This window comes from uncultured Sphaerotilus sp., from assembly GCF_963924895.1.
Taxonomy (GTDB): Bacteria; Pseudomonadota; Gammaproteobacteria; order Burkholderiales; family Burkholderiaceae_C; genus Sphaerotilus.
Window position 1 is genome coordinate 1 of sequence record NZ_CAWURG010000024.1, and the last position, 22,611, is coordinate 22,611.

Genomic DNA, 22,611 nt, shown 5'->3' on the forward strand with positions numbered 1-22,611 from the left:
TGTCCTTGATGCGCAGCTTGAGGGTCTTCACGGCTTCCATCCGGCAACTGTATTTCCATACATGTCGGTTGACAAGCCGTCCCGGCTTGAACGCTCGACCCCGGGCTGAACCCCGGGGCTTGTCGCTTCGTCCGGGTCACCACCACCGTCGCCCAGAACGCGGCGCGGAACGACGGCTTGGCGGTCTTGTGGCGCAGCAGGTGCTGGGCGAGCAGCCCGCCCCCGGCCAGCCGCCGACCAGCACAGCCCCCGGCAAGCCCCAGCGGAACGCCACCACCGCGCACCACACGGCGAACGCCGGCAGCGCCAGCCCCGCTCTGGCCAGTGTCCACGACACCGGCGCCTCACGCTGCTGACTGCGCTCCGCCATGCGCCGCTGGGCGGTGTGGGGCGAGTAAATCGACTCGCTAGTCATTTGAGGTGTCGCGGTGAAGCCGCATGCGCAATTCGCACGAGTTCCACTGCGATTTCTTCCGGGGAGAGAACAAAGTCTATGCAGCCGCTCGCAATGGCGCTCTCGGGCATGTCGGGCTGCTTGGCTATATCCGGCCTTTGCGCGATGGTAATGCCGCCGACGTCCTTGATGCCGCACAGCGCTGCCGCCCCGTCACCGTTGTAACCAGAGACAATGACAGCGATGAGCTGGCCGTCCCAGTGTTCGGTCAGCGATTCGAGGAAGAATGAAATGACGTCCGGCCATCCTCTGGATTTTGATACTGGCTGCAGGCGGAACAGGCAAGGCCCTACAGGATCCGGAATCGCCTGTCATGTTGCTCTCCATCATTGGCAGAAATAGCCGACAGTGCAAGTTTCAGGGGTGGCGGCCGACAACCACAAAGAAGCCGAAGTTTGTCAGCGAATTGTTGCATCAGCCACCAGTGTCAAGATAAGTTACATGCAATCACACTAGGGATGGGGGACAGCCAGACAAAAGTCGGTTGCCAGCCCGTCCGATTGAGCGCAGGGTTGGGTTGCGATTCGGGGTGTATTGGCACAGTCGCATGGCCTTTTCAGGAGCATGACATGACAAAGCAAACCAAGGACTTCAATCAACAGCCGCAGCATCCGAAGCCACCTCAGGTGGATGAGGTCGCCATGCAGAAGCAGAAGGCAGAAGAAGCGGAAGTGGCCGGCAGGCACAAGAATGCCGGTCAGAACGACCACAAGGGCAACAGGCGACAACCGGGTAGCGACCACCAGAAGGGTTGAGGTTCAGGCCGCAGCGCGCTGAGCCTCTTCAAGCACGCTGTCCGGCACACCACGCGCCTTCAACTCCGCCAGCAACTTGGCCGTTCGACCCGACTGGTACTCCGCCTCATCGCGGCGCAGTCCGTCGCTGATGTAGGCCTTCAGCAGCGCCTGGTAGCCTGAAAAGCCCCTGAACGGTGCCAGTGCCTTGAGCGACTCGACCACATCGACGGGGATGCGCAGCGTGATCGAGGTCATTGGGCGATCCTTGGCGAGGCGGGTCTTGAGTGCATCAGAAATCATGATCGATCCTTTCCTGCGAAGTGGCCTTGCGGGCGGAGATGATGCGGATGTACTCGCCATCGACTTCGATGTGGACCACGAACAGCACACGGCCTGCGGCATCGAAACCCAGCACGGCATCACGCGCCTCGTCGCTCCTGCCAGCCTCGACCAACTGGAACAGCGGATCGAAGAACACCTGTGCGGCCTGCTCGAACGTAATGTGGTGCTTGCGTACATTCGTCACCGCCTTGGCAGCATTCCAGATGAACGTTGTGCCGTTGAATTCGTAGCGGACATCCATGGTTGAGATCATGGCGTTTTCGTAATTACTTTGTCAATACAGACTGACCAGTCAGCCTGAGATCTGCAAGAACCTCCGGGCGATCGGCGTGGCACCGCCACCAAGCCCAGCACGTTCACCACCACCATCGCCCAGAACGCGGCGCGGAAGGCCGGTTTGGCAAGCCGAAGCCACGGTCGTCGCTTCAGGATTTGAGGGTGCCTTCGAGGCGCATGGGTGGGGTCAGTGGGTGGGCGATGACGCGCCGAACCAGACGGCGGCGAGCGCCTTGGCGCGTGTCAGCCCTTCGGGGGTCAGGTGCACCGATTCGTACCGGTTGCGAGGGTCGCTGATCCAGCCCTCGGCGTGAAGACGGGCCATCACGTCGAAGTCGTAGCCCTTCCAGGCGCGGCCGCTGTCGAACTCGAAGGCGCCGAGCAGGGCCAGGGTGGCGTCGACGAGTTTGTCGGGGTCGTAGGGGGTGGGCATGGGGATCTCCGCGGGTGAGATGGGAAGATCATTTCACTGCGGAGAATCAGCTCTTGCAAGTGGGGACTGACGTTGCCGTTCACCGGCCGCCGAAGGCGGTCCGGTGCAATGGCGGGTTAGCCGTCATGGACTCGCCTGATTGGCGATCCGACTTTCAGAGGCGCATTTCTAGATACCATAACTCATCGCCGAACAGAGTGTCACCCCAATCTTAGTGGTTGTACATCCTTGTATTGAGAACGTCTACGGGCAACTGCTCCTATAACCATCAGTCCTGCCATAAGAAGCGCGGTTGTGCTCGGTTCTGGAATCGGTGCTGCGCTATCTACTCCGGAAAGATGCACGCGCCAGAACGTGCCTTTTTGATTTAAGCAAGCGTTACTAGCTGGCTGGCACCAATCAGCAATTGGAATTGGAGTATCGCCTGAATAACCAAACGGATCGAATAAATTGGCCGGCGCGAAGTTTCTGAAAGGCGTTACAGTGAATGCATAGGAGCCAGCAGACAATGAAGCGAACTTTAAGCCTGAATCGTAGTATGACTGACCAGCAAAAATAGAAGCATTGTCATCATTTTGGCCCACCAGTAGTCCAGATGGAAGTCGCCATACTGCCGTAATTGGATCGAAATTCTGGCCGATCATGAATGAGTCGGTCCAAACGCTAACGTCGACTGCGTCTGATAGAAGTGTGAAGTCTATTCGCACGACGTCATTATGATATTCAATATTTCCACTAAATGTAAAGTCAGCCGCATAGGACGTGGCGGAGGCGGCAAGGCTCAACATTGCCAGCAGTTTCTTCGATATTAATTTCATCATATTTCTCCGGTGATTGAGTTGGGAATTGGATTTGGTTTGACAGTCAACTCGGTCTGTCAAATTTTTAGAAAATTGCTGGCAATTGGCAGACGGAAATTGGCGCGAGCTTAAAATTCCGGCTCCTTTTGCCGAGAGCCACCCAAGAAAACTGGGAGGGGCACCGCGTAGTTATGACGGCTAACGTAATTTAGACCTCACGGCGCTGCTGTCTAACTTGGCTCGTGACGCCTAACTCAGACCGAGACTCGGCTCCAAGTCCTTGTCGACATTGATTTTTTTGCTGTAGTTGACGCATAACCCGTTCCTAAAAGTCTCATCAAACCCTGCATTAACCCAGTGTAGCGAGAGCACGAAAAATCCACGCACTACCGCACACCGCGCAGCCACAAATGAAAAAACGGCGTGACTTCCTCCACGCCGCCTAGGTGAATATTCACCAAATCCCAGTAGTTACCCGCAAGCCCCCACATACCCACAAGACGTGCAGAACTCGCACCCATCCTTGTGGATCATCGTCGCGTTCCCGCACTCGGGACACGGCTTGCCGGGCATCGTGGCGCGGGCGGTGGAAGCGGCCACCGCGGAGGTCGCCGCCGTCGGCGTGGCCAGGACGCCCATGGCGTTGACCGGATACCCCTCCTCGTCCAGCACGCCCAGCATCGCGTAGCGGTGAATCACCAGCCGCGCCACATACGCCACCGTGCTCGGCCAGACTTTCTGCCGCCGCTGTCCCGCCGGCAAACCCGGCACCGGCGCCATGAAATGCCCCAGCGGCTCGCCGACGTTCAATAACTTGCGCAGTTTCATGCCGATCCACGCCGGGTCGATCACCCGCATGTCCAGCGACAGCAGCCGAGCCAGCCCGTCCAGCGCCCGCGGGTAATTGCCGGCAAACCCGATCGCGCACGGCCGGGTGACGTGGCCGCCCTCCGGCGTCGGCAGGGTGACTTCCTTCAGCGTCAGCGTGAATTGCTCGCCCGTGCCGGGATTCTCGATGTCGACCGCCCACGCCAGCGTGCCATCCACCCCGGTGCGCGGCTCCTCGCGGCTGAACATCGCATCCAGCACCGGCGTCGCCCCGCCCTCCTGCAAGGCACCGAGTTGCTCGCAGCGCCAGCGGATCACCGCCGCCGTCGCCGCCACCACGCCGGGGAACAGGCGCTTTTCCCCGCTCGGCGGGAAGGCCATGTCGAACGCCCGCTCTTCCGCCACCGTCGCCAGCGCGTCGAGTTTCAGGCGCAGCCAGCTCGGGTCATTCGCACGCATGTCCATCGACAGGGTTTTCGCCAGCGCGCCCAATCCCCGCGGCTGCTCGGCCCCATTCACCCAGACCTCGAAGGGCAGCGTCTGGCCGAACAAGCCAGCATCCGGCCCCGCCTCGGCCGGCAATTCCCCGACGAAGAGCGAGAAACTGCCGTGCGGGTGCTGGATCATGTAACTCCAGGCCGGATTCCCCGACGGCAATTCCGGCCGCCCCGGCCAGCGCAGACTCGCCAAGACCGGCTGCGGCAGCCGCTCGACGCGCAGGCGGCGGTTGGCACCGTCCTGGTCGATCGACAAGGCCGGCTGGGCCACCGTCAGCGGCTGGGGTTGCGGCGCCGCGGCGGGCGTGGGGGCCGTTGCCGGGGCAGCCGCCGGCTCGACACTCAGCACCGCACCGAGCACGCTGTTCGGCCGATACGTCGCCAATCCCTTCAGCCCGGATTTCCAGGCCGTGAAATACAGCCCCTGAAAATCCGCGTAGGGATAATCCGCCGGCACGTTCACCGTCTTGCTGATCGAGGTATCCACATACGGCGCCACCGCCGCGACCATCGCCTCGTGCGCCTCGGCGCTCATCTCCAGCGCGGTGACAAAGGCGTCGGTCAGCGGCGCGTCGGGGCCGTGCAGATGGCGGTAAAGACGCCAGGCGTGGTCCTCGACGGCATATTCCTTGAAACTGCCGTCCGCCTCGCGCTTGCGGCGGGTATAGGTCCAGCTGAACGGCGGCTCGATGCCGTTGCTGGCGTTGTCAGCAAAGGCCAGGCTGATGGTGCCGGTCGGTGCGATCGACAGCAGGTGCGAATTGCGCAGGCCGTAGGCGTAGATGCGGTCCTTCAATTCATCCGGCAGCCGGGAGGCAAAACTCTCGCCGCCCAGATACCGGTCCGCATCGAACAGCGGAAACGCCCCACGCTCCTTCGCCAGTTCCACCGACGCGCCATACGCCGCATCCCGCATCACCGCGGAAATCCGCCGCGCCATCTCGCGCGCCGGCTCGGTGTCATACCGGCGCCCCAGCATGATCAGCGCGTCGCCCAGCCCGGTGAAACCCAGCCCGATGCGGCGCTTGTTCATCGCCTCGCGCTGCTGCGCCGGCAGGGGCCAGACAGTGGCGTCGAGCACGTTGTCCAGCATCCGCGTGGCCACGGCGCAGACCTCGGCGAAACCCACCTCGTCGAACGCAGCATCCGCAGCGAAGGGATTGCGCACGAAGCGGGTCAGGTCGACGGAGCCGAGGCAGCAGCAGCCGTAGGACGGCAATGGCTGTTCGCCGCACTGCCCTGTCACGAGGCCGTTGAAGATCACCGTGTTGTGGTCGGCCTGGGTGGTGTCGTAGACAGGCTCGATGCCGACGGGGAGGATTTCGGTGATGCGGGTGGTGAAACCCGGTCGATCGACGATGGCGAGCGCGTGCAGGTCTGGCTGGTCCGCATCTCCCAGCGGGCGCAAGGTGGACACGAACCCACAATTCGCCAGCAGCATCTGAACATCCCGCAACAAGCCCGGATGCGCGGACACCCACGCCGAGCCACGCCACTCCGGCTCGTCTTTCGCGCCGACCTCGGCATTCCCGCCCGCCTCGTCATTCCCGCGAAAGCGGGAACCCACGCCATGCAGCGTCGGTGATTCCCGTGGGTCCCCGCTTGCGCGGGGATGACGGGTGCGCAGGGTGGCGTGCAAACCGTCCAGATACGTCCGCACGCACGCTTCAGATCCCCACCAGACGGCGTCCGGGATTCGAATGTCCGCTTGCCCGACAGCCAGCGCCTCGCGCGTCACGGCCAGCATCCGCGCGCCCAGCTCCGCCCCGCCTTCAAACCCAAACTGCCCCTTGCCCGACTGCACCAGCAATTCATCCCCGGGCACCAGTTCGGACAGCTTCAGCTTGCCGCGGGCGGTATAGAAGTCGTGCCACGCGGTGGCCTTGATTTCATAGCCGTCCTGCGTGACCACCTTGAACACTTCGGCCTGGTGCGCCGTCATGAACGCCGGGACCGCGGGCCGCACCTTCGTCCCACGGGTCAACTCGCCGAGCGCGCGGTTGTCCACCGTCACCTCCAGCGGCAGTCCAGACGCCTGGAGTTGACGGATCGGAATCAGCCCGAACTGCGTCGCCAATCGGGTATCGCCGGTCACACACGGATTTGTAGCGGTAATCTCCTCGCAATACCCAAGATTATTGTCCTCATTGATACGATCGATGAAGAGAATCCCCGGCTCGGCGTGGTCGTAGGTGGACCGCATGATCTGGTCCCACAGGTGGCGGGCGCGGACGCGGCGGTAGACCCACAGGCCATCGGCGCGCTCGAAGGCACCCGCCGTCTTGAGCTTGCGGCCGGGTTCGGCGCGGTGGGTCAGGTCGATCTCGCCATCGGCTTCGACCGCGCGCATGAATTCGTTGGTGACGCCGACCGAGACGTTGAAGTTGCGCAGGTCGCCGCTGTCCTTGGCGTGGATGAAGGCTTCGATGTCGGGGTGGTCGCAGCGCAGCACGCCCATCTGCGCGCCGCGGCGGCTGCCGGCGGATTCGACCGTCTCGCAACTGCGGTCGAAGACGCGCATGTAGCTGACCGGGCCGCTGGCGTGGCTGTCGGTGGACCCCACCCAGGCGCCTTGCGGGCGGATGCGCGAGAAGTCGTAGCCGACGCCGCCGCCGCGGCGCATGGTCTCGGCCGCTTCGGTCAGCGCGGTGTAGATGCCGGGGAAACCGTTCTCGGGCTCGGCGATCGAGTCACCGACCGGCTGCACGAAGCAGTTGATGAGCGTGGCGCCGAGCGTGGTGCCCGCCGCCGAGGCGATGCGCCCGGCGGGGACGAAGCCCTGCGCCTGCGCCCAGGCGAAGCGTTCGGCCCAGTGGGCGCGCTGCGCTTCGGGTTCGACCTCGGCCAGGGCGCGGGCGACACGCAGGCGGACCTCGTCGGCAGTCGTCTCGGTGCCCTTGGCGTATTTTTCCTGCAGCACCTCGCGGCTGATGGGCTGGGCGGGCAGGCTCGAAACTGGGCGGGACATGCGGCACTCCTCGGGGCATCAAGCGTGTCACTTTAGCGGCAGCCACACGATTTTCCGGGCCGATCTGTCTGGCCCACATCGAAGACAACGGTACTGCCAGAAGCCTCCCGTATCCTTCGGTTTGGTTTTTGCCATTAATTCGCTTGTTTCGTGATCGAGATGGCCAGCAGCGCCGTTGCCCCTCCCACCCCACGCCCCGTCCAACCGGCCCTCCACCGGCCAGCGCCGCCGTGGGCGCTGCAGGCGGCCGCAGGGGTGGTGCTCGCGTGGCTGCTCGGGCAAGGCATCGGCAGCCCGTCCCCCGTGGCGCCTTCGGCCGGGTTGTGGCCGGTGGCCGGGTTGTCGCTGGGGCTGCTGCTGCAATGGCGGCAGCAGGCCTGGCCGGCGCTGGCCTTCGGCTGGGTGGTGGGCTACGGCCTGTGGCTCGCCCAGTGGAAGACCGACGTGCTGGACGCGCCGATGTCGCTCGTGCTGGGCACCCTGGCGCTCGGCTCGGTGACCGCCGTGCAGACGATGGCCAGCGCGCAGCTGCTGCGCGGCCTGCGCCGGCGCGTGCGCGAACAGCCGGGTTGGCAACCGCTGCGTTTCGCCGCGGTGGCCGCACTGGCCAGCATGGCGGGCAGCGGGCTGCTCATCGGGGTGTGGTGCCTGCTCGGTCTCGTCAGCGCGCCGGACGGGCACACCGCCGGGCTGGTCCGGTTGTGGCTGGACATGGGGCTGGCGCAACTGGTCGGGCTGCTGCTGGTGACCCCGCTGATGCTGATACCGCCACAGGGCGGCGGGCAGGTGTCGGGCCGGGCGCTGCTGGCGATGCTGACCTTTCCGGTGCAGTGCCTGGGCCTGGGGCTGACGCTGCTGGCGGTGTCGCTGGCCGGCAGTCTGGCCGTGCAGACCCGCACCGAAGCCTTCCGCGGCGAAGCCCGGGCGATGGCGATGGCGCTCCAGAACCACATCGACATGGCGGTGAGCGACGTCGAGCGGCTGCGCGACTTCCACTACCGGCGCGAGATCGCGCAGGACGAGTTCAACACCGTGGCCAAACCGATGGCCGCACGCAGCCCCTGGGTGCTGCACTTCGGCTGGCTGCAGCGGGTGTCGGCAGACAACCGCGCCGTGTTCGAAGACAGTCCGTTCGGACTGGACGGCCAGTACATCCGCGAGATGAACGCCGACGGCGCGCTGGTGCGGGCCGATGACCGGCCGCTCTACTACCCGCTGCGTTGGGCCACGCCGTCCGACGGCAACGAGGCGCTGGTCTGCGTGGACGAAACCGGCGACCCGGAGCGGCACGGCGCGATCTCCGAGGCGGTGGCCTTCGGCGGCGTGCGGGCGACGGCGCCGTATGTGTCGCTGGCCCGCGCGGCCTCGGACGTGAGCGCCGTGACCCTGTACGCGCCGGTGCTGACGGGCAGCATGGACGTGGACGGCCGCCACGACCCGAGCCGCGTGCACGGGCTGGTGTCGGGGGTGATCGACCTGGGGCAGATGGTCGAGCGCACGCAGGCGCAGATGGCCGGCGGGCGGCTCGACCTGCTGCTGCACGAAGCCTTGGAGGCGAACAGCACCGGCGTCTACTCCCACCACGACCTGAAACGCCAGGCGCGCCCGGTGGAGCCCTGGCAGCCCCGCACGTCGCCCCAGGTGGAGCGGCTGTTCGAATCCGGGCTGCACGCGAAGATGGAAGTGCAGTTCGCCGACCGGCGCTGGACGCTGCTGATGCGCCCGGGCTGGCTGGACGAGCCGCCCCGGCCCAGCGCGCTGCAGGGCGGCATCCTCGCCAGTGGCCTGGCCTTCACCGCGCTGCTGAGCGGCATCGTGCTGGTGCGCCAGCGCCATGACCGCGCGATGCAGGCGGTGCTCGACGGCCTGGAGGACCAGGTCAGCCACCGCACGCAGGAACTCGCGCAGAGCAACACCCAGCTCAGCGCCGAGGTCGAGGAACGCCGCCGCCTGGAGACCGACCTGCGCCACGCCAGCGCCCAGGCCCAGCAGGCCAACCAGGCCAAGACCATGTTCCTGGCCAACATGAGCCACGAGATCCGCACGCCGCTGAACGCGGTGATCGGCTATGCCCAGATCCTGCTCGAAGAGCCGCGCCACGACGACAGCACCCGCGGCCGGCTGCGCGTCGTGCTGCAGGCGGGCCAGCGGCTGCTGCGGCTGATCAACGACGTGCTGGACCTGTCCAAGATCGAGGCCGGCGGGCTGCAACTGCACCGCCAGCACTTCGACCTGCGCCAGGAACTCGACGAGATCGTGCAGCTGATGGGGCCGCGCGCCCACGCCCGCGGGCTGGCGTTCATGGTCGATCTGGCGCTGGACGCCGCCGAGCCGGTGCATGCCGACCGGACCAAGGTGGGGCAGATGGTGCTCAACCTGCTGAGCAACGCCGTCAAGTTCACCGACCAGGGCCGGGTGACGCTGGCGGTGCGGCGCGCGGGCGAGCTGGTCCACATCGACATCACCGACACCGGGCCGGGCATGGCCGCCGACGAACTGGCGCAGCTCTTCGCGCCCTTCCGCCAGGGCCAGGCCGGGCTGGACAAGGGCGGCACCGGGCTGGGGCTGGTGCTGGCGCGGCACATGGCGCGTTCGATGGGCGGCGATCTGGTGCTCGACAGCACGCCCGGCCAGGGCACGCAGGCGCGGCTGACGCTGCCACTGCCGCGCAGCACCGAAAGCAGCGTCGCCCTGCCGCGCCATGAAGGGCCGCAGCGCCTGTCGGGCGAGACGCCGGTGCGGGCGCTGGTGGTCGAGGACGATGCGCACAGCCGCGACATCCTGGTCGAACTGCTGCAGCGGACCGGCTGCACGGTGGAGGCGGTGGAGAACGGGCTGGAAGGCCTGCGCGCCGCGGGCCAGGGCGGCTTCGACATCGTGTTCACCGACATCCGGATGCCGGTGCTCGACGGCATGCAGATGCTGCAGCGGCTGCGCGAACAGACGGACGGGGCACAACCGCCGGTGGTGGCCGTGTCGGCCTCCAGCCTCGAGCACGAACGGCGGCACTACATCGGACTCGGCTTCAGCGACTTCGTCGGCAAGCCCTATGCCTTCGAGGACATCCACCACATGCTGGCCCTGCACGCGGGGGCCCGCTTCGTGCCGGTCACGGACACGCCGCCGAGGCCGGCCGCGGCCGAACCCGTGTCCGCCACCACCTGCATCGGCCCGGCCAGCACCGCCCTGCTCGCCGAACTGGCCGAAGCCGCCGACCGCGGCGCGCTCAAGCAGGTGCGCCAGGCCCTGGCCGGGCTGGCCGACCGCGCGGGTACCGCCGACGCCCTGCCCGCCGACACGCTCGCCGCGCTGCAAGCCGCAGCCGCCGACTACGACTTCGATCGCCTGATCCAGCAATCCCGCGCCCTGCAAGCCGAGGAAACACCCCTGTGAGCACGACCCCTTCCCGCATCCTCATCGTCGATGACACGCCGCAGAACATCGACGTCCTGCAGGCCACGCTGGTCGAGATCGACGCCGACCTGCTCATCGCCACCAACGGCACCCGCGCACTGGATCTGGCCCAGCGCTTGCAGCCGGACCTGATCCTGCTCGACGTGATGATGCCGGGCCTGGACGGTTTCGAGGTCTGCACCCAGCTCAAGGCCGATCCGCGCACGGCGGACATCCCGGTGATCTTCTGCACCGCGCGGGTGGACGACGTGGCGCGCGGCTTCGCCGTCGGCGGCACCGACTACATCACCAAGCCGATCCAGCCCGACGAGGTGCGCGCCCGGGTGCGCCACCAGCTGGAGCGGCGCCAGTTGCTCGCCGAGCTGCGCGAGCTGAACCGCGCGCTCGAAGACAAGGTGCGCGAACGCACCGCCGACCTCACGCTGGCCAACCAGCAGCTGCGCCACGAGATCAACGAGCGCCGCTACATGCAGGACCGCCTGGGCTACCTCGCCAGCCACGACTTCATCACCCGGCTGCACAACCGCGGCGCGCTCGACGCCCACGTCACGCAACTGCTCGCCCGGCTGCAGCGGCAGGCGGCCCCCGCGGGTCCGGCGGTGATGCTGCTGATCGACATTGCCCAGTTCCGCCTCGTCAACGAGAGCTGCGGCTGCATCGCCGGCGACGAGCTGCTGCGACAGTTCGCCGACCTGATGGGCGGGCTGCTGCGCCGGGGCGACTTCCTCGCGCGCCTGGGTGGCGACCAGTTCGCCGTCGTCAGCGAGGAGGCCGATCTGGGCGCGGGGCTGGTGCGGCAGCTGCTGGCCGCCCTGCAGGACTGGTCCTTCGTCTGGCAGGAGCGCCGCTTCTCGCTGGCCGCCACCATCGCCATCGTGCCGCTGGACCGCGATCTGGTGTCCTTCGACCAGCTCATGCAGATGGCCGACGAGACGGTGTTCCTGGCCAAGCGCGAGGGCCGAGGCCAGGTCCGCCCCTACACGCCGACCCGCGTCGGCGAAGCCTCGCAGCGCGAGACCACCAACTGGGCGCTGGTGCTGATGGACGCGCTGCGCCACGGCCGCTTCCGCATCTTCTTCCAGCGCCTGCAGTCGCTTGATGCGGGCGGCCCGCTGCGCGTGGAGGTGCTGGTGCGCCTGTGGGACCCGGTGCGCGGCGAACTCATCGCGCCGACGCAGTTCATCGCGCTGGCCGAGCGCTTCCACCTGATCGGCGAGATCGACCGCTGGATGCTCGGCGAGGTGCTCGCGCTGATCGGCCGCCACCCCGAACTGCAGCAGCAGCTCGGCCAGGTGACGCTGAACCTGTCGGCCGTGTCGCTGCGCGAGCCGGGGCTGGCGCAGCAGGTGCTGGCCTCGATCGCGCAGCACGGCGTGCGCCCGGACCTGCTGTGCTTCGAGATCACCGAGACCCAGGCCATCGGCAACCTCGCCCAGGCGCGCGAGTTCATGCAGACGCTGCACGACGCGGGCTGCCGCTTCTCGCTCGACGACTTCGGTTCGGGCTATGCGTCCTTCGCCTACCTGCGCGAGCTGCCCTTCGACACGCTCAAGATCGACGGCCTGTTCGTGCGCGACATGCAGACCGAGCCGACCCACCAGGCCATGGTGCGCTCGATGGTCGACATGGCACGGCTGCTGGACAAGCCGGTGGTGGCGGAGTTCGTGGAAACCGAGTCGGTGGCGCAACTGCTGGCGGAGCTGGGCGTGCAGTGGGGCCAGGGCTACTACTTCCACCAGCCCGAGCCGTTCACCTTCGATGCCCTGCAGCAGCAGGCGCGGCTGGCCCAGCAGGCGTATCCGGCCGCATTGCACTGACCAAGGGCTGGGCTTGCGCCATCCGCTTGATGCGGCGCAAGCCCTTGGGGGAGTGCACTGCCGATAGTCGCAACGACTGCCGCACCGCTTGAACCCGCCGTGGAGGACTGGCCCATGATCCCCGCCGCACCGTCGTTGTCCCCGTTGTCCTGTCTGTCCCCCGTGCCGGAGCTGACGCTGGAAGGTCCGGCCGATGCCTTGCTGCGCAGCCTCGATGCGCTGCGCCAGGTACGCGATCCGGAGGTACCAGCCAGCATCCTCGAACTCGGCCTGATTGAGTCCCTGCGCCTGACCCAGGGCGAGGCCTGGTTGCGCTTCGTGAGCCTCGGCGCCGGCTGCCCGCTCAGCGACCTGACGGCCGACGCCGCCTTCCGCGCCATCCAGTCCGTCTTGCCGGACACGGACATCTACCTGACCCTCGACCACGACGTCGAGTGGTCGCCCAGGCGCGCCAGCGTTGCATTGCGACGACGGCTCGGGTGGTCAGACGAGGATTGACCAACATCAATCCCAGTGCGCCCGAAGGCGGTGCATCATCAGGGAATGTCCTTAGTTCACCGCCCCATCTGGATGCACGTGGCCCCGAACGGCCAGGCCAAGTCCCCGCCCGTCGAACCCGTCTGGGTCGGGGAGCCGGTCCTGCTGGACAAGGTGGTGCACGCGCTGCGCCGCGTGCGCGAAGCCCAGGGCGGCCCGGACATCGTCAGCAGCGGCCGGGTGCGCTCGCTGGAGATCACGCCGGACGAAGTGGTGCTGACCATGCACCTCGGCGGCGGGCACTGCGGCAGTGCCCAGGTGCTGGCGGAACTCGCCTTCGACGTGCTGCGCGAGCAACTGCCCGACACCGACCTCTACCTGCGCCACGAGCACTCGGGCGGCTGCCCGACGGCCTGAGCGCGCCGATGTAGCCGCTTCAGCCGCGGCCGACGTAGGGCATCGCCGTCGCCATTACCGTCATGGTGAGCACATTGGCCGACAGCGGCAGGTTCGCCATGTGCAGCACGGCATCCGCCGCGTGCTGCACGTCCATCACCGGCTCGGTGCGCAGTTCGCCATCGGCCTGCAGCGTGCCGGCGCGCATCTTCACGGTCATGTCGGACGCCGCATTGCCGATGTCGATCTGCCCGACCGCGATGTTCCAGCGCCGCCCGTCCAGCGACGCCGCCTTGGTCAGCCCGGTGATCGCGTGCTTGGTCGCCGTGTAGCCGATCGCCCAGGGGCGCGGCACGTGGGCCGAGATCGAGCCGTTGTTGATGATCCGCCCGCCCTGCGGCGACTGCACCTTCATGAGCCGGAAGGCCTCGCGGGTGCAGAGGAAGGCGCCGGTCAGGTTGGTGTTGACCGAGAGGTTCCAGTTCTCCAGCGTCACGTCCTCGACCGGCGCGGCGGGCGTGAACAGACCGGCGTTGTTGAACAGCATGTCCAGCCGGCCGAAGCGGGCGCGCACCGCCTCGAACAGCGCGAGCACCGAGGCCTCGTCCGTCACGTCGGCGACGACCGCCAGCGTGCGGGCGGCCAGGTCGTCGTCCGGCTGTGCGGCCTGCGCCTCGGCGATGACACCGTGCAGGCGTTCGGCGCGGCGGCCGGTGAGCACGACGGTCCAGCCGGCACGCAGCAGGGTCAACGTGGTGGCGCGGCCGATGCCGCTGCCGGCGCCGGTAACCAGCGCGATGCGGGAAGCGAGTTCGTTCATGGGGGTTGTCTCCTCGGGTCAGATCAGAACTGCAACCCGGCCAGCATATCCAGTTCAGGGCCGAGGCCGCGCCACCGCCCCGCGTACCTCGAACCGCACCGTCTCCACCCGCCCCCCCGCCAGTCGCAGCTCCAGCACATGCCGCCCCGGCCACGGCGCCCAGCTCACGCGGCGGCCCTGCCCGATGCGTTTGCCGTCGAGCCACCACTGCCCCGGCTCGCCTTCGAAGACAAGGCGCTGGACCTGGGGCGGGATGTCCGGGTCGATCGCGAACAGCGCGCCCTGTTGCGGGCTGGCGATGCCGTGGTACTGGGCGGACGCCAGGGTATGTCCACCGCGGCGGATCTCGGCCTGCTCGGTGCCGGCGAGGAAATGCTCGATGCGCGCGGGCTGGGCGTCACCTGCGACGAGCTGGCGCACGACACCCGCGGGCATCGGCGGCGGGCGTGAGGGCTGGCCGTCGTGCAGCGCCTGCACCAGCGTGCGCCAGACGGGTGCGGCGCCGACCGTGCCGCTGACCGCCTGCATCGGCTCGCCGCTGGCGTTGCCGACCCAGACGCCGACCGTGTAGCGGTCCGTCCAGCCGACGCACCAGTTGTCGCGCAAGTCCTTGCTGGTGCCGGTCTTCACCGCCGCGAAGCCGCGCGTGACCAGCGGGCTGTCGAGGCCGAAGGTGATCGCGCGGGCCGCGTTGTCCGAGAGGATGTCACCGACCAGCCAGGCCGCAGCCGGTGTGCCGACCTGCCCATTCGCCGTCCGGCCCCCATTGGCGAGCGCGCGATAGGCATTGGTCAGCGCGAACAGCGTCACCTCGGCGCTGCCAAGCGCGAGCGCGGCGCCGTGGAAGCCACCGCTGTGGCGGATCGCCAGGCCGTAGGCGTTCAGGCGGTCGAACAGCGCATCCGGCGTCAGCATCACGCCCAGGCGCACGGCGGGGATGTTCAGGCTGGCGGCCAGCGCGTTGCGGGCGCTGACCCAGCCGTGGTAGTCGTGGTCGTAGTTCTGCGGAGCGTAGACGCCGCTGCCGGCCATGAGCTGCGCGGGCGCGTCTTCGAGCAGGCTGGCGGGTGTGATCAGCCGGCGCTCGAAGGCCATCGCGTAGACGAAGGGCTTGAGCGTAGAGCCGGGCTGGCGGCGGGTGAGCACCATGTCCACGGCGGCGGCGTCCGACAGCGCCGCGCCCGACGAGCCGACCCAGGCGCGCACGGCGCCCGTGGCGTTGTCGAGCACGAGCACGGCGCCGTCCTCGATGTGGCGCAGGCTGAGTTCGGCAAGTTGCTGGCGCAGCGATTGAACAGCCAGCCGCTGCAGGCCGGCGTCGAGCGTCGTCTTCAGCGTGGCGGGGAACGGCGGTTTCAGCGAGCGAAGAAGGTGGCGGGCGTAGTGCGGCGCATCGCTCGGCGGCGCAGGCTGCACGGCACGAGCAGAGGCACCAGGCACCAGCGCCCGCGACGCGACCGGCTCCAGCGCAGCGCAGTCCAGCCGCTGCTGCTGCATCAGCGCACAGGCGCGGCGCACCACCACGTCCCGCGCCGCGTTCGGCCCGCGGACCAGCGCGGCGAGCAACGCCGACTCGGCCGCGTCCAGCCCGCTCGGGTGCTTGCCGAGCAGCACCCGCGACGCCGCCGGAATGCCGACCAGCTCGCCGCGCATCGGCACGCGGTTCAGATAAGCCTCCAGCAGTTGCGCCTTGCTCCAGCGGGCTTCCAGTTGGCGGGCTGCAGCGATCTGGCCAAGCTTGCCGACGACGCTGCGGCCCTGCGCCGGGCGGGCGTGGTCGGCGTCGATCAGGCCGGCGAGCTGCATCGTGATGGTGGATGCGCCCTGCTTCGCGCCGTCGCCCGCGAGGTTCGCCCAGGTGCTGCGCGCCAGACCGGACCAGTCCACGCCGGTGTGGGCGTGGAAGCGGTGGTCTTCGGCGAGCACGATCGACGTGCGCAGCGCGGGGGAGAAATCGGTGAGCGCGACCCAGGGCAGGCGGCGGGCGGTGGGGTCGGTGCGGATCGACTGGAGAGGAGTGCCCTGGCGGTCGAGGAGGGTGAAGTCGGAGGGGCGGTGGGCGGCGCGGACTTCGGGGTAGGTCGGCAGCGCCAGCGCCACCGCACTCACCCCCCACACCGTCATCCCCGCGAAAGCGGGGACCCACGCACGCCACCACTTTCTGACCGCGTGGGTTCCCGCTTGCGCGGGAATGACGGCGTGGAAAGGGGCATGGCGGGAGCGGTTCATGTTGACGCAATCAGTCGACAGACTGTATCGCCAAAGATAAAAGGGCCTGTCGCTTTGACAGGCCCCCCCTGATTTCATGAATCGCTCGATGAATCGATAAAAAGGTTCAGATACCGCGCCAAGGCCTTGACATGCCGTGCCGCGTTGGACTGAAAGATACGTCCAAGTACCTGTGAACTACACCCCCGATTTCAGGGTGGATTGTTCAGAACGAGACATCCATCACGCCCACCGGCACTTCGCCGAAGTTCTCCGGCGCATACATCGCCTCGACGCGGCTCGGCGGCAACAGGTAGCGGCCGGCGGTGTTCAGCCGCATCGTGTACTCGACCGTGTGCGTGCCGCGCGGCAGCCAGGCGTAGTAGGCGCGCCAGGCCTTCGGCAGACGTTCCTCGTACACGCGCCAGGCGGCTCCGCTCGACTGCTCGCCGCGGGTCGCGATCTGCGAATCGCGGCCCAGCCCGTTGCCCAGCAGCGCCGCGCCCGGCGGCACCGGGTCGCTGATGACCACCCAGCCGAGGTCGGCCATCGCCGTCACCTTCAACTGCACGCGCAGCACGTCGCCCCGCGTCCACTGGCCCGCGGTCTTCTGCTCGACACCGGTGACACTGCGCTCGATGCGGTAGCCGGCGCTGAACGGTTGTTTCAGCGGCACGGCGGCCAGGCTCTGCAGCGCCACCCACGGCTTGCCGGTGCCCTGCTGCGTGACCGTCAGCGTGGCCGGCGTGCTGGACGGCGCCGCCCACGGCAGGCTCATCGCCCCACCGCCGGCCTGCTTCGCCCAGTCGAGTTCCCGCGTGGTCGTCCCGAGCGCGGCGCGGCTGCGGCCCGTGACCGGCGTCGACTCGTGCACCGCCGAGAAGCGGTCCAGCGCCAGCGTGGTCCAGACGTTGGCCGTCGTCGTCGAGAACGCGCCGCTGCGCTGGGCGTCCAGACGCGCCATCAGGCCGGTGACGAGCCGCGGCAGGTCTTCGCGCCAGCCCGGGCCATCGTCCACCGCCGTCAATAGCAGCCGCGCCGCGTTGGCGTCCGCGCCGGTCATCAGCCACCACCACGCATCGCCCGACTCGTCGGCGAACTTCAGCGTCGTGCCGCCTGCGACCAGCCGGGCGCGCAGCAGGTTGCGCGCCTCGTCCACCCGCTGCGCCTGCTGCGGGATGCCGTCGACGCGGCGCAGGATGGCCAGCCAGTCGATCAGCGCGCCGGTCGGCCACTGCTGTGGTGCGATCTCCAGCGAGCCGAGCAGCCGCGCCGACGCCCGGCCGTGCCGCGACAGCGCCTCGATCGCGGCGAGCTTGCGCACGTCGCGCTCCAGCGCATCGCTCCGCGGCGACGGCAGGCGGCGCTCCAGCCGGCCTTCGACAAACGCGGTCAGCCCGGCCAGCATCGCCTCGCGCGGCGCGTCCGGGATCTTCCAGCCGGCCGCTTGCGAGGCCGCCAGCACATACGCCGTCAGCGCGTCACTGCCCCCGCCGGCGCTGTCGGATGACGGCGGAAAGTAGTGGGCCAAGCCGTCGCGGTCGAGGTAGGTCGGCAGCTCGCCCACCAGCGTGGTCCACGCCGCCGTGTCGTGCAGGCCGATGGCGCGCGAGGTTTGCTGCTCCAGGCAGCGGTACGGGTACAGCTCGAAAAAACGCCGGATGCCCGGCAGCGCCCCGGCCAGCGTCGGCTTGAGCGTCACCTGCACACCGCCCAGCCCCGGCAGCGCGTCCGCGGGCGGCGCCACCGGCCAGCTCACTGCGCCGTCGAGCTGGCGGATCGTCGCCTGCTGCACGCGCACCGGGACGGCCGGCTGCACCTGCTGCACGACCTTGATGCGGTCGCGCGCCGGCTGGCCACCCGCGGCCACGCCCACCTCCTCGGCACCACCTTCCCAGGTCAGCGCCGTCACGTCCTGCGGCACCGTGACCTTCCAGCGCACTTCCGTGGCGGCGCCCGCCGGGATCGACACCTGCTGTTCCGGCTGGCCAGTCAGCGTCGCCTTGACCTTCATCGCCCGCGCCGTCGTGTTGCGCAGCGTGTAGAGCGCCTCGAACTGGTCACCGCCGCGCACCAGCGTCGGCAGGCCGGCGAGCATCTGCAGGTCCTGGCTGACGCGGATCGACGCGCTGCCGGTGCCGAACTGGTCCACGCCGCTCGTCCCACCGTCGGCGATGGCCACCAGCCGGAAGCTGGTCAGCGAGTCGTTCAGCGGCACGTCGATCGTCGCGCGGCCCTGCGCGTCGAGCTTCACCGCCGGTTGCCACAGCAGCAGCGTGTCGAACAGCTCCCGCGTCGGGTTGCGACCGCCACTGCCGCCGGGGGCGATGGCTTTGCGGCCGTAGTGCCGGCGGCCGATGATCTCGTTCTGCGCGGTGGACGTTTCCACGCCCCACGCGCGCGGCTGGAACATCGCCTCCAGCAACTCCCACGAGTTGTTCGGCATCAGCGCCAGCAGCCCTTCATCGACCGCCGCGAACGCCACCTCGCCGCCCGCCAGCGGCTGGCCACCGCGCAGCACCTGCACCGTGGTCTTCGCCGTCTGACGCACGCCGTACTGCGGCTGCGCGGGCGTGACCTTCACCTCCAGCCGGTGCTCGTCCAGCCCGACGCGCAGCGCCGCCACGCCCAGCTTGAACGCCGGCTTGGCCAGATCGACCATCGCGGTCGGCGGCTGGTAGTCCGGCCCTTCGTGGCGCCAGGCGTTCCACCACAGCGTCGGCGCGCGCCAGCCCCAGTCGAAGAACGAATACCACGGCACATGCCGGATCCGCCCGCGCAGCACCAGCGCGCTGACGTACACGTTCGGCGCCCAGGAACCCGCGCCGGCCGCGGACGCCTTCGGAATCGGCACCTCGATCACCGGGTCGCTGCCGCGCAGGTTCACCACCTTCGCGTCCAGCACACCCTCGCGCTCGACCGTCACCAGCACCGTCGCCTCGCGGAACGGCATGCGCACCTGCAGCCGCGCCGTCTCGCCCGGTTTCAGGTCGCGTTGTTCGGGCAGCAGGTCAATGCGGTCGTCGTTGTCCTGCTCGAACCAGAGTTCCCCGCCCAGGCTGACCCAGACCGAGGCGCTCGATTCGGCCCGCTTGCCGGCGCTGTCGCTGGCCTGCGCGATGAGCTGGAGTTCGCCCGACTGGGTCACGTCGAGGTCGCAGACCAGCAGGCCGCGCGCGTCGGTCTTGCCGCTGCAGAGCTGGCCAAGATCCTTCACCTGCTCCTTCGAGTCGTAGGCGTAGAAACCACCGACCACCTTCTGGCGCGTCGTCAGCGACGTGCGCTGCTCGCCGCGCAGCACGACGGACTGCCCCGCCTGCGGCTTGCCCGCGGTGTCGAGCACGACCATCTGCACCGGCACCCGCCCCTTCTGCGCCAGCCAGCTGCGCGCCCGGATGCCGACCACCAGACTCGACGGCCACAGCACCGTCGTGCGGCCCACGGTCTGGCGCTCGCCGTTCGGGTCGTCGAAGCTGACCTCGGTCACCAGCTCGGCCGGCACCTGCAGCGCCTGCACGCTGGCGGGCAGCTCCACCTTGGCGGTCGCGGCACCCTGTGCATCGGTCTTCACCGGCTGGCGGTCGGCGAGTACCTGCTCGCGCACGCGGCTGACGGACTCGCCGGTCGCCGGGTCGGTGCGGGACTGGGGGGTGAAGTTGTAGTCGCTGTAGTCGGGGAAATGGATGTAGGCCGGCCGCAGCAGCGCGTTCAGCGACGCCGCGGTGGACAGCCCGCCGCCCGACAGGTGCGTGAGCTGCACGCCGAGGTTCAGCGCACGCGGCGCGATCTGCGGCCCGGTCGGCGCCGACAGCCGTGCATCGACCAACGGAGTCTTGAACGCCTCGACACGGAACTGCCCGGACGACCACGACGCGCCGTCCTTGCGCTTGAGCGTCACCTCGTAGAAGCCCTGCTTGGCCTCCTTGGGGATCGCCCAGCGCATCGCCCGCGCATAGGGCAGCGTCACCACCTCGCCCGTCGCCACGTGGGTGATGTCCACCTCGTCCGGCTGCTGCTCGGCCTTGAACGCCGCCAAGCCGCGCTCGGTTTCCAGACGCAGCCAGTGCTTCATCGACACCGTCTCGCCCACGCGCAGCAGCGTGCGGTCGAACACCGTGTGGGCGCGCACGGCGTTGCGGTCGTCAAGCGGGCCGCTGGCGGTCGGCTGGTTGAAGCGCCACGACTCGATGCCCTGGCTCCAGCCGCTGAACACGAACGACAGGTCGCGCCCGCCATCGGCACGCGCCGGGCTGCGGGCCGTCACGAACAGGCCGTTGTCGGTGAGGCACTGGTCGTCACTCGTCTCGAAGCCGCGCGGAATCCGCGCCACGCCCTGCGCATCGGTGCGGCCGGACCAGAGCACGTCCCCCCGGCAGTCGTTCACCGCCACGTCGGCATTCGCCACCGGCTGCGCGCGGTCGAGCGTCGTCACCCAGACGAGGCTGGACGAGCGCCCGCGCTTGAAATGCACGCCCATCGGCGTCACCAGCACGCCGGCGCGGACGTACATCGGCGTCTCCCGGGCCAGCAACTGGCGGCCGAGCACGCGCGAGGAGATTTCCACGACGTGGTAGCCGGAGCGTGTCAGCGGCAGGCCGAGCACCTCGGTCACGCCGGGGGTCTTCGCGGTGTCCGCATTGGGGCCGGGCAGGTCGCTGCGCTGGACCTCGGTTTCCTTGGCCAGCAGCGACAGCTCACGCGCGCCGACCATGCGGTCGCGCGTCACCTGGCGCGGCTTGCCGTCGTCGCCGGTCACGGTTTCGGTGACGGTCCAGTCCTTCTGCGGCCAGCCGACTTCCTTGGCGGTGAAGCTGGTTTCATGGTGGCGCTGCACCTTGGAAAACCACTGGAGGATCTCCTTGTCGGCGGTGCCCGCGTCCAGCGTCTTGATGTTCAGCCGCGCCTTCGGCGGCGGGCCGCTGCCTTCGTGGACATGGCGCACGGTGATCGGCAGCATTCCCGGCTCGGCGGCGGTGCCCAGCTCGACCACGCCGAACGGCGCCGCGGCGAACTTGGCCAGCGGCGGCATCCCGCCCGTCGCCGTCTGCAGCGGGAAGGCCGAGGCATTCGCCAGCGCGCGGCCCGAGGCGTCGCGGAAGTCCTTGGGCAGCGTGAGCTGGTAGCGCGTGCGCTCGTCCAGCGGCGAGGGGAAGTCGATGACCTCGACGGTCGCATCGGTCGCGTCGCGGGCGAATTTCGGTGCCAGCGCGGTGCCCTGCCCGTCCACGCGCGCCAGGCGGATCTGCGCCGCCACCTCGCGTGCCACCGGCGCCGAGAAGCGCAGCTGCATCGGCCGCAGCGGAATGCACGGCGCCTCGGCCCGCTCGCGCTCGCAGCTGAACTCGGCGGTGAAGCGCTCGCGCACCTCCCACGCGAAGCGGCGCGGCGTGCGGGTGACGATCTTCGGGTTGTTGGCCGCAGCGATGCCCGGCCCCCACACCAGCTTGACGCCGGCCGCGGGCGGCAGCGGGCGCTGGCAGGTCAGCACCGCGACGCGCTCGGCGTCCTGGTCCTTGATCTGCTGGTTCTTCAGCAGCGCGGTGCGCGGCGCTCCTTCGACCCAGGTCACGGGAATCCGCTCGCCGATGCCCTGCACCTCGCACCAGGCGTTGCGCCGCACCGTGTCGGCGACGACCGGGCCGTTCAGGCGCAGCAGCCAGTGCTGGTCTTCCTCGACCTGCGCGCCTTCGTATGGCTCGACCGACAGCACCGCCGGCCCGCCCGACGAGAAGCGGAACTCGCGCGGCCCGTCCAGCGTGCCGTTCAGCGGTTTCCAGGTCGACGCGATCGACAGCTGGCACGCGACACCGGGCGGCAGCGCGTCGTTCAGGTCGTAGGTCCACTCGCGGTCGCTGATCCAGCGGCGGCTGCCGGCGGGTGCCGCCTGGGCGCCCAGGCCTTCGCAGCGCAGCGTGGCCGGATCAGGCAAGGCCGGCGAGCCGAAGGGGACGACCGCGGTGTCGAAACGCAGCCGGATCTGCACCGCCTCGGACACCTCGCCGCTGGGCGTCGCCGTGACCACCCGGGCCGCCTGTGCCGCGCCGGCCAGCGTCCAGCCGGTCAGCACCGCCGCCATCCACCCTGCCACCGTCCTGCTGCGCATCGACCCCATCGCGGCCTCCTCTTCGGCCGCACAGTCTATGC

Annotated in this window: 15 protein-coding genes; 6 read left to right on the forward strand and 9 right to left on the reverse strand. The window is 68.6% G+C overall.

The features are described from left to right. Positions 1–188 precede the first annotated feature (188 nt). Positions 189–356 carry a hypothetical protein gene (locus tag AABN02_RS09860; RefSeq protein ID WP_338414758.1) on the forward strand — a complete coding sequence of 56 codons (168 nt, stop codon included), beginning with the start codon at positions 189–191 and terminating at the stop codon, positions 354–356. Between the two features lie 55 nt (positions 357–411). Here AABN02_RS09860 and AABN02_RS09865 read toward each other — a convergent pair whose 3' ends face one another. After that, on the reverse strand, positions 412–759 hold the full coding sequence (locus AABN02_RS09865; RefSeq protein WP_338414848.1) for a chemotaxis protein CheB: 348 nt from the start codon (positions 757–759) through the stop codon (positions 412–414). A gap of 264 nt (positions 760–1,023) precedes the next feature. Here AABN02_RS09865 and AABN02_RS09870 point away from each other — a divergent pair, with 264 nt between their 5' ends. Further along, positions 1,024–1,209, forward strand: coding sequence for a hypothetical protein (locus AABN02_RS09870; RefSeq protein WP_310461147.1), 186 nt, complete (start codon positions 1,024–1,026; stop codon positions 1,207–1,209). Positions 1,210–1,212: 3 nt separating this feature from the next. Here AABN02_RS09870 and AABN02_RS09875 read toward each other — a convergent pair whose 3' ends face one another. From AABN02_RS09875 to AABN02_RS09895, 5 genes are all read right to left on the reverse strand, one after another. Further along, the gene (locus tag AABN02_RS09875; RefSeq protein ID WP_338414759.1) at positions 1,213–1,491 is read right to left on the reverse strand and encodes a hypothetical protein; all 279 of its coding nucleotides are present in this window, start codon (positions 1,489–1,491) and stop codon (positions 1,213–1,215) included. Beyond that, positions 1,481–1,774, reverse strand: a complete 294-nt coding sequence (locus tag AABN02_RS09880) for a BrnT family toxin (RefSeq protein WP_338414760.1) — start codon at positions 1,772–1,774, stop codon at positions 1,481–1,483. Before AABN02_RS09880 ends, AABN02_RS09875 begins: the two co-directional genes overlap by 11 nt. Positions 1,775–1,996: 222 nt before the next feature. Further along, positions 1,997–2,242 carry a DUF6429 family protein gene (locus AABN02_RS09885; RefSeq protein WP_338414761.1) on the reverse strand — a complete coding sequence of 82 codons (246 nt, stop codon included), beginning with the start codon at positions 2,240–2,242 and terminating at the stop codon, positions 1,997–1,999. A 200-nt stretch (positions 2,243–2,442) separates the two neighbouring features. Beyond that, positions 2,443–3,060: a DVUA0089 family protein gene (locus AABN02_RS09890; protein WP_338414762.1), complete on the reverse strand. Its 618-nt coding sequence runs from the start codon at positions 3,058–3,060 to the stop codon at positions 2,443–2,445. Between the two features lie 453 nt (positions 3,061–3,513). Beyond that, positions 3,514–7,335 carry a ribonucleotide reductase N-terminal alpha domain-containing protein gene (locus AABN02_RS09895; protein WP_338414763.1) on the reverse strand — a complete coding sequence of 1,274 codons (3,822 nt, stop codon included), beginning with the start codon at positions 7,333–7,335 and terminating at the stop codon, positions 3,514–3,516. 159 nt (positions 7,336–7,494) lie between these two features. Between AABN02_RS09895 and AABN02_RS09900 the strand changes: the two genes are divergently transcribed. The 4 genes from AABN02_RS09900 (at position 7,495) to AABN02_RS09915 (ending at position 13,460) form a co-directional block, all read left to right on the forward strand. Beyond that, positions 7,495–10,728 carry an ATP-binding protein gene (locus AABN02_RS09900; protein WP_338414849.1) on the forward strand — a complete coding sequence of 1,078 codons (3,234 nt, stop codon included), beginning with the start codon at positions 7,495–7,497 and terminating at the stop codon, positions 10,726–10,728. After that, on the forward strand, positions 10,725–12,566 hold the full coding sequence (locus AABN02_RS09905; protein WP_338414764.1) for an EAL domain-containing protein: 1,842 nt from the start codon (positions 10,725–10,727) through the stop codon (positions 12,564–12,566). The genes AABN02_RS09900 and AABN02_RS09905 overlap by 4 nt, the downstream gene beginning before the upstream one ends. 114 nt (positions 12,567–12,680) lie before the next feature. Further along, a complete protein-coding gene (locus AABN02_RS09910; RefSeq protein ID WP_338414765.1) occupies positions 12,681–13,064 on the forward strand; it encodes an iron-sulfur cluster assembly protein in 384 nt (127 codons plus the stop codon). A 45-nt stretch (positions 13,065–13,109) separates the two neighbouring features. Continuing rightward, the gene (locus tag AABN02_RS09915; protein ID WP_338414766.1) at positions 13,110–13,460 is read left to right on the forward strand and encodes an iron-sulfur cluster assembly protein; all 351 of its coding nucleotides are present in this window, start codon (positions 13,110–13,112) and stop codon (positions 13,458–13,460) included. Between the two features lie 19 nt (positions 13,461–13,479). Here AABN02_RS09915 and AABN02_RS09920 read toward each other — a convergent pair whose 3' ends face one another. The 3 genes from AABN02_RS09920 to AABN02_RS09930 form a co-directional block, all read right to left on the reverse strand. After that, complete coding sequence (locus tag AABN02_RS09920) at positions 13,480–14,259, reverse strand: SDR family oxidoreductase (protein ID WP_338414767.1); 780 nt, start codon at positions 14,257–14,259, stop codon at positions 13,480–13,482. Between the two features lie 54 nt (positions 14,260–14,313). Beyond that, positions 14,314–16,383, reverse strand: coding sequence for a penicillin-binding protein 1C (pbpC, locus tag AABN02_RS09925; protein WP_338414768.1), 2,070 nt, complete (start codon positions 16,381–16,383; stop codon positions 14,314–14,316). A gap of 310 nt (positions 16,384–16,693) precedes the next feature. After that, on the reverse strand, positions 16,694–22,579 hold the full coding sequence (locus tag AABN02_RS09930) for an alpha-2-macroglobulin family protein (protein WP_338414769.1): 5,886 nt from the start codon (positions 22,577–22,579) through the stop codon (positions 16,694–16,696). Positions 22,580–22,611: the final 32 nt, after the last annotated feature.

Bases quoted from the DNA above. Each gene is read 5' to 3' on its own strand.
- AABN02_RS09870 (WP_310461147.1), top strand. From the start codon at position 1,024: ATGACAAAGCAAACCAAGGACTTCAATCAACAGCCGCAGCATCCGAAG.
- AABN02_RS09875 (WP_338414759.1), bottom strand. From the start codon at position 1,491: ATGATTTCTGATGCACTCAAGACCCGCCTCGCCAAGGATCGCCCAATG.
- AABN02_RS09880 (WP_338414760.1), bottom strand. From the start codon at position 1,774: ATGGATGTCCGCTACGAATTCAACGGCACAACGTTCATCTGGAATGCT.
- AABN02_RS09885 (WP_338414761.1), bottom strand. From the start codon at position 2,242: ATGCCCACCCCCTACGACCCCGACAAACTCGTCGACGCCACCCTGGCC.
- AABN02_RS09890 (WP_338414762.1), bottom strand. From the start codon at position 3,060: ATGAAATTAATATCGAAGAAACTGCTGGCAATGTTGAGCCTTGCCGCC.
- AABN02_RS09895 (WP_338414763.1), bottom strand. From the start codon at position 7,335: ATGTCCCGCCCAGTTTCGAGCCTGCCCGCCCAGCCCATCAGCCGCGAG.
- AABN02_RS09900 (WP_338414849.1), top strand. From the start codon at position 7,495: ATGGCCAGCAGCGCCGTTGCCCCTCCCACCCCACGCCCCGTCCAACCG.
- AABN02_RS09910 (WP_338414765.1), top strand. From the start codon at position 12,681: ATGATCCCCGCCGCACCGTCGTTGTCCCCGTTGTCCTGTCTGTCCCCC.
- AABN02_RS09915 (WP_338414766.1), top strand. From the start codon at position 13,110: ATGTCCTTAGTTCACCGCCCCATCTGGATGCACGTGGCCCCGAACGGC.
- AABN02_RS09920 (WP_338414767.1), bottom strand. From the start codon at position 14,259: ATGAACGAACTCGCTTCCCGCATCGCGCTGGTTACCGGCGCCGGCAGC.
- pbpC (WP_338414768.1), bottom strand. From the start codon at position 16,383: ATGACGGTGTGGGGGGTGAGTGCGGTGGCGCTGGCGCTGCCGACCTAC.
- AABN02_RS09930 (WP_338414769.1), bottom strand. From the start codon at position 22,579: ATGGGGTCGATGCGCAGCAGGACGGTGGCAGGGTGGATGGCGGCGGTG.